The sequence below is a fragment of the Allobosea sp. LC85 genome (assembly GCF_000735605.1).
In the GTDB taxonomy this organism is placed as follows: Bacteria; Pseudomonadota; Alphaproteobacteria; order Rhizobiales; family Beijerinckiaceae; genus Allobosea.
The window spans coordinates 35,350-47,057 of the sequence record NZ_JPKG01000019.1; the positions used below are offsets into that span (position 1 = coordinate 35,350).

At 63.6% G+C, this 11,708-nt stretch carries 11 protein-coding genes; 1 reads left to right on the top strand and 10 read right to left on the bottom strand.

The window, feature by feature from the left end; genetic code table 11:
- Positions 1-7 precede the first annotated feature (7 nt).
- The 10 genes from FG93_RS09010 to FG93_RS09055 all read right to left on the bottom strand — a co-directional run bounded on the left by FG93_RS09010 (position 8) and on the right by FG93_RS09055 (position 10,777).
- Positions 8-766: a GntR family transcriptional regulator gene (locus tag FG93_RS09010; RefSeq protein WP_081881425.1), complete on the bottom strand. Its 759-nt coding sequence runs from the start codon at positions 764-766 to the stop codon at positions 8-10.
- A gap of 73 nt (positions 767-839) precedes the next feature.
- Positions 840-1,865, bottom strand: a complete 1,026-nt coding sequence (locus FG93_RS09015; RefSeq protein WP_052513537.1) for a LysR family transcriptional regulator — start codon at positions 1,863-1,865, stop codon at positions 840-842.
- Positions 1,862-2,632, bottom strand: coding sequence for an aspartate/glutamate racemase family protein (locus FG93_RS09020; RefSeq protein WP_244448540.1), 771 nt, complete (start codon positions 2,630-2,632; stop codon positions 1,862-1,864). Before FG93_RS09020 ends, FG93_RS09015 begins: the two co-directional genes overlap by 4 nt.
- 68 nt (positions 2,633-2,700) lie before the next feature.
- Positions 2,701-4,002, bottom strand: a complete 1,302-nt coding sequence (locus FG93_RS09025) for an MFS transporter (RefSeq protein ID WP_043233823.1) — start codon at positions 4,000-4,002, stop codon at positions 2,701-2,703.
- A gap of 284 nt (positions 4,003-4,286) precedes the next feature.
- Positions 4,287-5,036: a 2-keto-4-pentenoate hydratase gene (locus tag FG93_RS09030; protein ID WP_043233824.1), complete on the bottom strand. Its 750-nt coding sequence runs from the start codon at positions 5,034-5,036 to the stop codon at positions 4,287-4,289.
- Positions 5,037-5,043: 7 nt separating this feature from the next.
- The gene (locus FG93_RS09035; RefSeq protein WP_244448541.1) at positions 5,044-6,399 is read right to left on the bottom strand and encodes an amidase; all 1,356 of its coding nucleotides are present in this window, start codon (positions 6,397-6,399) and stop codon (positions 5,044-5,046) included.
- A 68-nt stretch (positions 6,400-6,467) separates the two neighbouring features.
- Entirely contained in the window at positions 6,468-7,760 is a 1,293-nt protein-coding gene (locus FG93_RS09040; protein ID WP_043233826.1) for a TRAP transporter large permease, read from the bottom strand.
- A 25-nt stretch (positions 7,761-7,785) separates the two neighbouring features.
- Positions 7,786-8,376: a TRAP transporter small permease subunit gene (locus tag FG93_RS09045; protein ID WP_052513539.1), complete on the bottom strand. Its 591-nt coding sequence runs from the start codon at positions 8,374-8,376 to the stop codon at positions 7,786-7,788.
- Between the two features lie 115 nt (positions 8,377-8,491).
- Complete coding sequence (locus FG93_RS09050; protein ID WP_043233827.1) at positions 8,492-9,526, bottom strand: TRAP transporter substrate-binding protein; 1,035 nt, start codon at positions 9,524-9,526, stop codon at positions 8,492-8,494.
- 60 nt (positions 9,527-9,586) lie between these two features.
- Positions 9,587-10,777 (bottom strand): alanine--glyoxylate aminotransferase family protein, encoded by a 1,191-nt coding sequence (locus tag FG93_RS09055; protein WP_043233828.1) that lies wholly within the window; start codon positions 10,775-10,777, stop codon positions 9,587-9,589.
- 200 nt (positions 10,778-10,977) lie between these two features.
- On the opposite strand from FG93_RS09055, the gene FG93_RS09060 reads away from it, so the two are divergent.
- Positions 10,978-11,706 (top strand): GntR family transcriptional regulator, encoded by a 729-nt coding sequence (locus FG93_RS09060; protein WP_081881404.1) that lies wholly within the window; start codon positions 10,978-10,980, stop codon positions 11,704-11,706.
- Positions 11,707-11,708: the final 2 nt, after the last annotated feature.

The following is an 11,708-nucleotide window of genomic DNA, read 5'->3' on the forward strand; positions in this document are numbered from 1 at the left end:
TCGCTGATCACTCGCTCGGCGCGGCGCGCATCTCCCCGCGCTCTTCGTCACGATCAGCATGCAGAAGTTCATTCACGACCTGGCCAGTGCGCAGAACGTGATCGGCCAGCAGTTTTCCGGCCTTTTCGATGTCGCGGCGCTCGAGCGCGTCGAGAATGTCCCTGTGCTCCTGCACCGACTCGTCCCACCGGTTATGGGAAGACAGCGCGAAGAAGCGCGCCCGCTCGACGCGGGCCAACAGCCATTGGTGGGCAGCTTTCAGCGTGTTGTTGCGGGACGACGCGACGATGAAATTGTGAATCTGCTGATTGAGCTCGAAATAGTCCCGCAGTTGGCCGGCGCCATGGTGGCGCTCCATGCGATTCTGCAGCGATTTGAGTTTCTGAAGATCCCGGCTGCTCATGCGCGCCGCCGCAAGCTCGGCCGCGACGCGCTCGATCCCGCTTACCGCTTCAAAAAGGTCATTGATCTCGCTGCGGCGAAGAGGTGTCACGATCCCGCTGCGGTTGAGCCTCAGCTCTACCAGGCCCTCGGCCGCAAGGAGCTTCAACGCCTCCCGCAAAGGGGTGCGCGAAACGCCGAGCGCCTCGGAGAGCTCCGCCTCGTTGATCTGCTCACCGGGCTCCAGGTCGCCGCGGACGATCAAGGTCCGCAGGCGGTTCGCCGCCTGGTCGTGCAAACCCGCGCGACTGACTCGAATACGCCGATCGCTGAGCGAGTTGCGCTCCTTGCGAGGCTTTTTGCCGATGTCTCGGGCAGGCTTCATCCTGCTTTGCTCCGCTTCTTGGTCATGCTTCGCTTCTTCCGGGACCGCCGACTCAGGACGCCACAGGATATGCTCATGGCGTGCGAACACTGTTAGGCCCGTCGGCGCCGCAGGATAGCGTCGCCAACGCAGGGCCGGCTTCATCGCTCCACAAGCCTCGGTCCCAGTAGGGCCTCGGTCCATAGAGGCTGGCCATGAAATCCACGAACATGCGAACCTTGGTGGGCATCAGCTCCTTGCTCGGATACAGCGCGAACAGGCCGACGCGCCCGGGCGACCTGTAGCCCGGTAGGACCACCCGAAGCTTGCCCGAGGCGAGTTCCGCTCCGATATCCCAGCTCGATCTCAACGCGATTCCAAACCCGGCCATCACGGCCTCCCTGACCACCTCGCTCGAATTCGTGCGCAGGCGGCCGCGCACCGGTAGCGCGACGGCACCTTCCGGCCCTTCGAGCGACCAGCAATCCTGATTGCTGGCGGCAAGCAGACTGTGCGCGGAAAGGTCCGCAATGGTGGCGGGCTCGCCGAAGCGAGCGATGTAGGAGGGGGCAGCACACAGGACGCGATGAATCGGCGCGAGCTTGCGGGAAATCAGCGAAGAATCAGCCAGTTCGCCGATGCGGATCGCGGCATGGAAACTGCGTCCGACAATATCGACATAATCGTCCGAGAGATCGAGCTCGATCTCAAGCGAGGGATGCGCCTCCAGGAAGCGCGGCAGATGCGGCGCGATATGCATGCGGCCAAAAGAGGTGGGCGCCGTCACACGCAGGACGCCGCGAAGGGAGGTGGAGATTTCCGCCGTGAACTCGATTGCCTCCTCGAAGGCTTCGAGGATTCGATTCACGCGCTGATGAAAGCCCTCGCCTGCTTCGGTCAGGATCAGCCGCCGCGTCGTCCGTTCGATCAGCCGCGCGCCGAGCTTCGCTTCGAGCCGCTGAATGCGCTTCGATACCACGCCGACGGCGATCCCGAGTTCGGCAGCGGCGATCGTCATGCTGGAGGCGGCGACGACGCGCGCGAAGGTTTCGATGTCGCCGAGATTGGTTGTCTTGTCAGCACTTGCGCGCCGGCGGTTCTTGACGGAGGCGAGGTTCATGGCGCGCCCCGTTCGACAGCGGCGGGCGCCGGTACCGCATCCTGCGGCCGCGTCCCCATCTCGAAGACGCCGCCCCAACCTTGCACGCGTCGCGTATCGACGCCTGTCACCGAAAGGCTTTTCCAGAGCGTCGTCGCGATCGAGTCGTAGACCGGGGTGCCGAGGTCGCGCTCGACAGCGGCCGCGACCGCCGCGCCACGCATGTTGGTGCACACGATCGCCACGGCATCGCACCCTTCGCGCACAACCTCACGAACGAGCTGATCGATCTGCGCCTCGGTGATCGCTGCGAAAGCGAAATTGTCCCGAAGCTGCAGATGACGCTCCGCCACGCAGTCAAAACCGGCGGCGCGCCAATTGGTCTTGATCTTCTCCTGCACGTCACTGCGATAGGGCGTGACCAACCCGATCCTCCGCGCGGCCGTGCGCTCGAAGATTTCGCGGAAGGCCAGAACGGAGGTGCAGGCAGCAATGCCAGTTGCCGCCTCGATCCGCTCGCATAGCCGCTCATCGCGATCAAAGCCGAGCCAACTCGCCGACGTGCCGTTCCAGGCGATGGCATCGACCTTGGCATGGGCAAGGAGCTCCGCTGCCCGCAGGATTTCGCTGTCGTCGAACTGCCCGAGCGCTTCCTGCGTCAAGGCGATCTCCGTGACCTTGAAGCGCGAGAAGTGAGCCGTGACGTCAGGAAGATTCCTCAGCATCGCGCCCGTCACGGGTTCGAGCACCGTGTTGGAGGACGGCGTCAGCATTCCGAGCCTGGTCATCTTCTTCTCCATCGTCGCACGAACATTGCAGACCTCCGCTCATGCAAGCGGAGGCTCGATCGACATGCTCAGACCGCGAGCTTCCGGCTGTAGTCGATCGCCGTCGAGCAGGCGAACAGGGCGACACCGGCGGCTGCGAAGAACATGAGCGCCAGGAAGTAGGAGCCCGTGATCTGCACGATGAAGCCGACGATGAGCGGCACCGTGATGCCGGCGATGTTGCCGCCGAGATTCATGCAGCCGCCAAGGAAGCCCGCGCGCTCGCGCCCGGCAAGGATCGAGGGAATGGCCCAATACATTCCGCACCAACGCAGGAAGAACAGCGTGGTCGACAACAGCGCGACGACCACGACCGGATCCTTCACATAGGCGACCGAGAAGATCGACACGGTCGCGAGCGCCGCAGCGATGCCGAACAGCGTGCGGAAGACTAGGTTCGGGCTGCCGCCGCGTGCTTGCCAGGAATCACCGATCCATCCGCCCGCCAACTCGCCGACGAAGCCGGCAAAGAAGATCAGGAAGGTTGCGCCGCCGAGCGTCTTGATATCGAAGCCGTGCACCTTGAACAGGTAGTTCGGCATCCAGGTCAGCAGGCCATAAAAGACCGTGTTGAAAAACATCCAGCCGAAGCACATGCACCAGACGGACCGGTGACGGAAATAAGCCGTCCACTTCCCACTCCCTGCGGGCGACTCGGCGTCCTCAAGTGCGTGCGACTCTTCGATGTACTGTGCCTCCGCCTCGTTGACGGACGGGTGCTCGCGCGGCGTATTGCGGATGTACCGCCAGGCCCACAGGCCGCACACCATCGTGCCGATGCCCGCGACGACGAAGGCGATGCGCCAGGAGTCGAAAACCGCGATGAGCCAGGTGATGACGATCGCGCCGAGAGCGGCGCCGAGCGGCGCGCCGCCATCGAGGAGCGTCGCGCCGCGGGCGCGTTCGCTGCGCGTCATCCATATCGCATTGAGCTTGCCGCCGGCCGGATAGATCGGCGCCTCCGAGGCGCCGAGCCCGAGGCGCGTCAGCAGCAGCACGACCCAGCTGGTCGCTCCTGCGGCAATGGCCTGGAAGAAGCCCCACCCGATGGTCGCCGCAGCGATAACGATACGCGGCTTGTAGCGATCGGCGAGCAGGCCGCCCGGCACCTGCATCAATGCGTAGGTCCAGAAGAATGAACTCAGGATCAGGCCCTGCACCGCCGGATCAAGGTTGAATTCCTTTGCGATGATCGGCATCGCGACGGATAGCGACGCGCGATCGATGTAGTTGATCGCGATGAGGAACAGCATCAGCAGGAAGATCTTCCAGCGAACGCCACTTCTGGCGTGCGCCATCGACCCGCCGAGCGCGGCAGCTTGCGAGCTCACATGAGCCTCCTTGAACCGTCTCCACCAGATGTTTTTGGAATGCTTCTGCGGCCTGAGGCGCGTCGCGCGCCAGCTCCCGGCATTCTCGACACTTTTATGAACATGCCCCGTCCGAAGCACAACAGTTTTTTGCATTTAGTATGCAAAATTACATTATCTACTTGTTTTTACATGATAAATTTATTTCTAAAATCTCCAAAACTGCCAACGAAACGACGGAGATGCGCACCTGCGCCGTCATCGACGGCGCGGCTTGGCGCAAGCCTTCAGACCGGTCTCCCGCGTTAGGGGAAGCGGAGGTCGACCGCGCCGATCCCGTCGAAGACTGCCTGTACGGAAGCGCCCGGTTCGACGAACTCCATACCGGTATACGACCCCGTGGTCACAAACATGCCAGCGCGCATTCCGCCGCGCCGCCGCGCGCAATGATCGACGAGCCACTCGACCAGCCAGCGCGGATCGCCTGCGGGATTGCCGCCGCGCCGATCGACGATCGCGCGTCCGTTGACGACAAGGCGCACGGCAGCATCCGCGAAGGACGCGGCGGAAAGCGACGCTCCCTTTGGATCGTAGACGAAGCCACCATTGCTCTGATTGTCGGCGAGCACCCACAGGCGATCGGCGTTCCGCCAATCGGCGAGGCGCGTATCCACGACCTCGATCGCCGCATGAACGGACTCGATCGAGGCCCAGATCTCGTCGCGCGAAACGGGCTCGCTGCGCGCTGGGATGTCGCGGCCGAGACGGAAGGCGAGCTCCGCCTCGACGCCGATCATGTGAAGCGACGAGGACGGCCAGTCGGTCGGGCCTGGCCGTACGAGCCGGGAAGGGACCGGGGCTGCATTGGGTGTTTGGCCCGCAGCCTTGGCGCCGACCTTCCAGGCGCCGATGGCGCCGATGCGTGACGCGACCACGTCCTGCACCGCATAGGCCTCGTCGGATGTTGATGGAGCCGGCGAGAAAGGCGTGACTTGCCGCGCCTGCGAGCGCGCCTCGATCAGGAGCGCCGCAGCGCGTTCGATGTCGAATGTCATGATGCGCCTATTTCGATGCGTCGAGCGCCGGCCACCGGTCGGCCCAGGGGTGCGCCTGTTCGTATTGCGCCGCGAGGCTCAGCAGCAGTTCGTCGGCCCCGAACGCGCCAACCAGCTGGATCGCGATCGGGAGTCCGCCGCTCGAAGGCGTGCACGGAATGCTGATCCCCGGCAGTCCGGCAGCGTTGGCGAACGCGGTGAAGACGGCATGGCCACGCGGGCCTGCCTGCCGGCCGTCAATGAATTCAGGATGCGTGGCATCGGCGCTCCACGGCAGTGCCGCAAAGCATGGCGTGAGGATCGCATCGAACGCCGTGAACGTTTCCGCGAAGCCCGCGCGCATGCGCACCGACTTCTCAAGCGCATCCGCATAATCCGCCGCCTGCAGCGCGGCGCCCTGCTCGGCGACTCGACGCAACGCCGGCTGCACCTCCCCCTCCCAGCCCGGATGATCGCGCAGGAACCAGGCGAGGCCAGCGGGACCGACGATGGACCAGATGCGATCGAGAGTCGGGATGTCGAAAGGCGCCTCCCCCTCCTCTACCATATGGCCGAGCGCCTCGAACGCGCGCGCAGCGTCGGCGACATGGGCCGCGATCTCGGGATCGACCGGAGACGCGCCGAAGCGCGGCACGTAGAGGATCCGTTGCCGCCCCAGCGCGGGCTCGATCGTGCCCGCTCCGGTAGGAAATGCGAGGGAGGTGCGATCCTGCAGATCAGGTCCCGCGATCGCCGCAAAGAGCAGCGCAGCGTCGGCCGTGGTCCGCGCGATCGGGCCGATAACCTCGAAATCGTGCAGGATCGCCGGCAGGCCGCTCACCCGCGCCACGCGCCCTGTCGACGGCTTGAGGCCAACGAGCCCCGTATGGCCGGCGGGACGGCGGATCGATCCGCCGCCGTCGGTGCCAACGGCCAACGGACCAAGCCCCGCAGCAACGGCAGCAACCGCGCCGCCGCTCGACCCGCCAGGCGTCAGGCGCGGGTTCCACGGATTGCCAGTCGTCCCGAAGAGTTCATTGTGCGTGTAGCCCTGTAGGGTGAATTCGGGGACATTGGTTTTGCCGAGGATGACGGCGCCCTGCGCACGCAACCGCGCAACCGGCAATTCGTCCCGCACTGGCGTGTAGTCTGCCAGCAACCGACTGCCCCAGGTCGTGCGCAAGCCGCGAACGGGAATGTTATCCTTGACCGTCAGCGGCACTCCGTCGAGGGCCCCCAGCGCTTCGCCCCGGCGCCATCGCGTTTCGCTGTCGCGAGCCGCCTGCCGCGCTCCGGCGGCGTCGAGCGTCACGATCGCGTTGAGCTGCGGATTGATAGCTTGGCAACGGGCCAGGATCGCGTCGAGGACCTCGACCGGCGACAACTCCCGCGCTTGGTAGGCGCGCCCGAGGGCAAGAGCGCTCCGCGACCAGAGTTCGTCCGTCGCAGGCTTCAGAACATTTGGCGCGGCAACCACAGCACCACCTCCGGCACGTACCATAGGAAAACCGTGAAGCCGAGCATGATCAGGACATAGGGCCACACGCCGTTGATGACGTCACTGATCGGGCCGCCGTCGCTGCGGATGCTTTGCACGACGTAGAGATTCATGCCGACCGGTGGCGTGATCAGCGCGATTTCGCTCATCAGCACGATGAAGACACCAAACCAGATCGGATCGACCCCAAGCGCGGTGACGATCGGATACGCGATCGGGATCGTCGTCACCTGCATCGACAGCACCTCGAGGAAGCAGCCGAGGATCAGGTAGAAGACGATCAGGATCATGATGATCTCGGTCGGGCCGACGCCGAGCGCAGTCACGAATTTCGTCAGCACCTGTGGAATGCTCAGGAAGTTGAGCGTCACGTTGAGGATAAACGATCCGCAGATGATCAGGATGATCATGCCGGTGATCGCCGCCGTCTGTCGGAAGCAATGGTGCAGGATCGACATGTCGAACCGCCCGACGGTCACCGCAAATCCGAGCGCGATGATCACGCCGAGCGATGCGGATTCGGTCGGGGTCGCCCAGCCCATATAAAGGCTGCCCATCACGACTGCGAAGATGATGAAGGGCGGCACGAGGAAGCGCGAGAGCTCCAGGCGCTCTCGGAACGACATCGGCTTTTCCACCATGCCGGAGCGGTTCCAGTTGGCGTAGACGATATAGGCCATGAAGGAGAGCGTGAGCAGAATGCCGGGGATCACGCCGGCGATGAAGAGCTGCCCGATCGAGTTGTTGGTGATCGAGCCATAGACGAGCATGGCGACGCTGGGCGGGATCAGGATGCCGAGCGTGCCGCCGGCAGCCAGCGAGCCGAGAGCCTGCCGCATGTCGTAGCCGCGGCTCTTCAACGCCGGGATGGCGACCGTGCCGATGGTGGCCGCAGTCGCGACTGACGACCCGCATGTCGCTGCAAACAGCGCGCAGGAGGACATATTCGCATGCAGCAGGCCGCCAGGCAGGCGTCCGAGCCAGGCGGAGAGCGAGACATACATCTTGTCCGCCAAGCCGCTGCGCAGAAGGATCTCGCCGAGGAGAATGAACAGCGGAATCGCGGTCAGGATATTCTCGTTCTGCACGCTCCAAATGACGCTGCCCATCGACTCGATCATCGGGAGGCCGACGGTGGCGAGCCCCCCTGCGACGCCCATTCCGGCCATGACCACGGCGACCGGCACGCCGATCATCAGGACCGCGATGGCGACAAGGAACGAGATTGAGATCGTAGAAATTGCCATACCCACTCCTCCCCTTGCGGGCCGCTCAACGGCGCGCCAGATCCTCGAGCTCTTCCTTGACTTCTTCGGCGGCCTCTTTCGGACCGTATGCCTTGTTCAGCGCCTTCCCGTTCCCGGTGACGAGAAGATAGGTCGCGTGCAGCGCCATGACGGCGGAGACGAGCGCGAAAATGACGACGCCGCCATACCAGAGGCTCTGCGGATAGATCAGCGGCGTCGCCCATGGCGTCGGTGCGGTGCTGTTGTAGGCAAAGGAATCCCACAGGATGGTGAAGCAGACATAAGCCAGCAGCCCGCCGAACGCCGCGATCGACGTAATCGCGAACCAGTTGAGCGCCATCTGCAGCGGCATCGGCAGCATGACGTGAAAGAGTTCGATGCGGATATGGGCGCGATCGACGAGCGCGGTCGTGAAAGCGAGCGCCGATCCGACCGCCAGCGCGTAGCCGCCAAGCTCGTCGACGCCCTGAAGCGAGATGTTGAAGAACTTGCGTCCGAGCGTTTCCGCTGTGACGAGCACCGCAAGTGCAAGCAGGACATAGCCGCAGATGTTGGCGAGCAGCGCGCTCAGCCTTTGAAGAGTTCCCGTCAGGCTCCAATTCCTCGACGTCGGCATGGTGTCCTCGCGCGTTGATGAAGTCGAGTTCGACATTGCCGGGCTCCGGTTGCGAGCGTTCCCTGAGGTTTGGAAACAAACGGCGGCCTCGATCGGAGGCCGCCGCCGGGTCGTCTCACTTCACGCCGGTGATCGGGCCAAGGAGTTTTTTCCAGGCGTCGCTGCAGCCCGCGTAAGATTTATTGCAAACCTCCGACCAGGCGGGCAGCGAAACGGCGGCGATGGCGTCCTGCACCGTCTTGAGGTCCGCCTCCTTGACCGGAACCTCGGTCATCTTGAACTTCTTCACGGTCGTGCACGGCTCCTTGCCGACATTGCAACGGACAGCATCGTCGAACAGCTCCTTCGAATAGGCCCAGGTATCGCGCTCGAGCTCGTCGAAAGCCGCGGTCAACTTGCCCTGCTGTTCGGGCGTCAGCTTCTTCCAGCTGTTGAGGTTCATCGCATAGGCGTTGAGCGCGATCTGGAAACCGATCGGCATGAAATGCGTCGTCACCTCCGGCCAGCCGGCAGAATTGGCCGAGCTCGGACCGGTGATGGCGCAATCGACCACCCCGCGTTGAAGCGACTGCTGCGTTTCACCGAAGGAGATCGAGACCGGGATGCCGCCGATCTGTTCGATGAACTTCGCCAGCGACTGATCATAGACGCGGACCTTCTTGCCCTTCAGATCGGCGAGACTGCCGATCGTGGCGTTGCAGAACAGCACCTGCGGGCCGAAGGGCCAGATGCCAAGGAGCTTGCCGTTGAACCGCTCCTGGAGGCGCTTGTCGAAAGCCTCGCGATAAGCGTCGACGACCTTGCGCGCGACATCGTAATTCGGATTCAACCCGACGAGATCGGCGCCGAGCAGAAAAGGCTCGTCGCGCGATACCTGCGCGATGCGCAAGGTCACGACGTCAAAGAGGCCGGACTTCAGGACGCGCAGCCCCTCCGCATCCTTGATGCCGACAACGTCCATCGGCTTGTAGTCGACATCGAGCGGCAGACCCGACTTCTTCGCGAGATTCTCGAAGAAGGGCTGCTCCTTGTTCTGCTGGATCAGCCCTGTCGCGAGGAGGTTACCGGCGACGCGGAGCTTGATCGGCTCCTGGGCATGGGCCGCCACGGAAAAGGCCAGGACGGCAGTGGCCGCTAGAACGTTGCGCATGTGCTCTCCTCAGCTCCCCTTGCAAGTGATTGATCGGTCGCGTCGTTCGGGTTGCGGTTGTCAGGCAGCCTCCGCGAGCGGTCCCGCGTTTCCGGCGAGATAATTGGTGGCGGCCTCGACCCCGCCGGCGCGATAGGGAACGCCGCACGCTTTCAGGCCGATCTCGACGCCCGATAGCGTCCCAGTCACCATGAGATCATGGAAGTCACCGAGATGGCCGATACGGAACACCTTGTCGGCCAGGGGACCGAGCCCATTGCCGAGCGACATGTTGCATCGCGCGAGGATCTCGCTGCGCAGCGCATCGGCCGAGTGGCCGTCCGGCAGACGAACGGCCGTCAGCGATGAGGAGTACTCGTCCTCATTGGCGCACTGGATTTCGAAGCCCCAGTGACGTATCGCGCGTCGCGTCGCCTCAGCCGCGCGCTGATGCCTGCGGAAGACGTTGTCCAGCCCTTCCGCGTGCAGCATCTCGATCGCGACCTTGAGTCCCTGCAGCAGATTGGTCGAAGGGGTGTAGGGAAAATAGCCCTTCTCGTTGCTCGCCAGCATGTCCTCCCAATCCCAGAACGACCGCGGCAGCCTCGCCGCCTTCGAGACGGCGAGCGCCTTGTCGGAAACGGCGTTGAAGGAGAGGCCCGGCGGCAGCATCAAGCCTTTCTGCGAACCGCCGACGGTGACGTCGACGCCCCACTCGTCGTGGCGGTAGTCGATCGAGCCGAGCGAGGAGATGGTGTCGACGAGGAGGAGCGCCGGGTGGCCTGCGCTGTCGATCGCGCGCCGTACGGCGGCGATGTCCGAAGTGACGCCCGTGGAGGTCTCGTTATGCACGACGGCGACCGCCTTGATCTCGTGCGTCCGGTCTTCCCGCAGGCGCGCCTCGATCGCATCTGCAGTCACGCCGGAGCGCCAATCGCCCTTGATGAATTCCGGCACCACGCCGAGCCTCGTTGCCATTCGGTTCCAGAGCGTGGCGAACCAGCCCGTCTCGAACATCAGGACCTTGTCCCCGGCGGACAGCGTGTTGACCAGCGCCGCCTCCCAGGCCCCGGTTCCCGAGGCGGGATAGATCACCACCGGATTCGCGGTTTTGAAGATCGTCCTGACGCCCGAAAGCACTTCCCGGCCTAGCTTCCCGAACTCCGGTCCGCGATGGTCGATGGTCGGCCTGGCGATGGCTGCGAGCACCGCCAGGGGCGTATTCGTCGGGCCTGGGATCTGCAGGAAATGGCGACCAGCCTGATGGTTCATTGGGAATACCCCTCCAGTCGGCGACGTTTTACTCCTTTGAAGTTTTGCATGCATTTTTTTGTATCAAAACAGAAAAATAGAATACAAATTGATGATAAACTTGCTGATTATCGCCAAATTGTCTAATGTCCGACGCCTCTGGCCGTGGCATATTGGCGCTTTACGGGTAATTTTGAAATTCAGCCGCGGAGTTCTGCCCAGTGACGGGAGTCATTTTGCATTACAATGAGGGGGCAGAACCCTCGGACGTTAATTCGCGGGAGCGCGAGGCCGAAAGTCTTCACGACGAGGTGCTGACGCGCCTGCGCAACGTCATCGTCGAAGGGCAGTTGGCACCAGGAGCGCGCGTTCCGGAAAAGGAGTTGTGCGCCGAATTCGGAGTCTCGCGTACACCCCTCCGGGAGGCGCTCAAGGTCCTCGCAGCCGAGGGCCTGGTGGAGCTTCTGCCGAACAGGGGCGCGCGCGTCCGCCGCTTCACCGAACAGGACGTGCGGAACCTCTTCGAGATTCTCGCCGCGCTGGAATCGGCAGCCGGGAGACTGGCTTGCACGCGCATCACGAACGCCGAGATCGCCGCGATCGAGCGCCTGCACTATGAGATGTACGGCCACTATATGAGGCGTGAGCTACCCGCCTATTTCCGCCTCAACCAGGCGATCCATCTCGGCATCGTCGATGCCGCGAGAAATCCCGCGCTGAAGGAGACCTATGAGGGCTTCACGGCGCGGATGCGCCAGTTCCGCTATTCCGCCAACACCATCGCCCGCGACCGCTGGGGCGAGGCGATGCGCGAACATGAGTTGATGCTCGACGCCCTGCGCAGGCGCAGCAGCGAGGAGCTGGGATCAATTCTCTTCGATCATCTCCTGAAGAAGTTCGAGGCCGCCTCGCAGACCCTTCGCCGCTCCGCTGACGACAATGGACAATGAAA

Coding starts and splice junctions, on each gene's coding strand:
- FG93_RS09030 (WP_043233824.1), bottom strand. CDS start 5,036: ATGACATTCGACATCGAACGCGCTGCGGCGCTCCTGATCGAGGCGCGC.
- FG93_RS09050 (WP_043233827.1), bottom strand. CDS start 9,526: ATGCGCAACGTTCTAGCGGCCACTGCCGTCCTGGCCTTTTCCGTGGCG.
- FG93_RS09055 (WP_043233828.1), bottom strand. CDS start 10,777: ATGAACCATCAGGCTGGTCGCCATTTCCTGCAGATCCCAGGCCCGACG.
- FG93_RS09040 (WP_043233826.1), bottom strand. CDS start 7,760: ATGGCAATTTCTACGATCTCAATCTCGTTCCTTGTCGCCATCGCGGTC.
- FG93_RS09015 (WP_052513537.1), bottom strand. CDS start 1,865: ATGAACCTCGCCTCCGTCAAGAACCGCCGGCGCGCAAGTGCTGACAAG.
- FG93_RS09010 (WP_081881425.1), bottom strand. CDS start 766: ATGAAGCCTGCCCGAGACATCGGCAAAAAGCCTCGCAAGGAGCGCAAC.
- FG93_RS09045 (WP_052513539.1), bottom strand. CDS start 8,376: ATGCCGACGTCGAGGAATTGGAGCCTGACGGGAACTCTTCAAAGGCTG.
- FG93_RS09020 (WP_244448540.1), bottom strand. CDS start 2,632: ATGACCAGGCTCGGAATGCTGACGCCGTCCTCCAACACGGTGCTCGAA.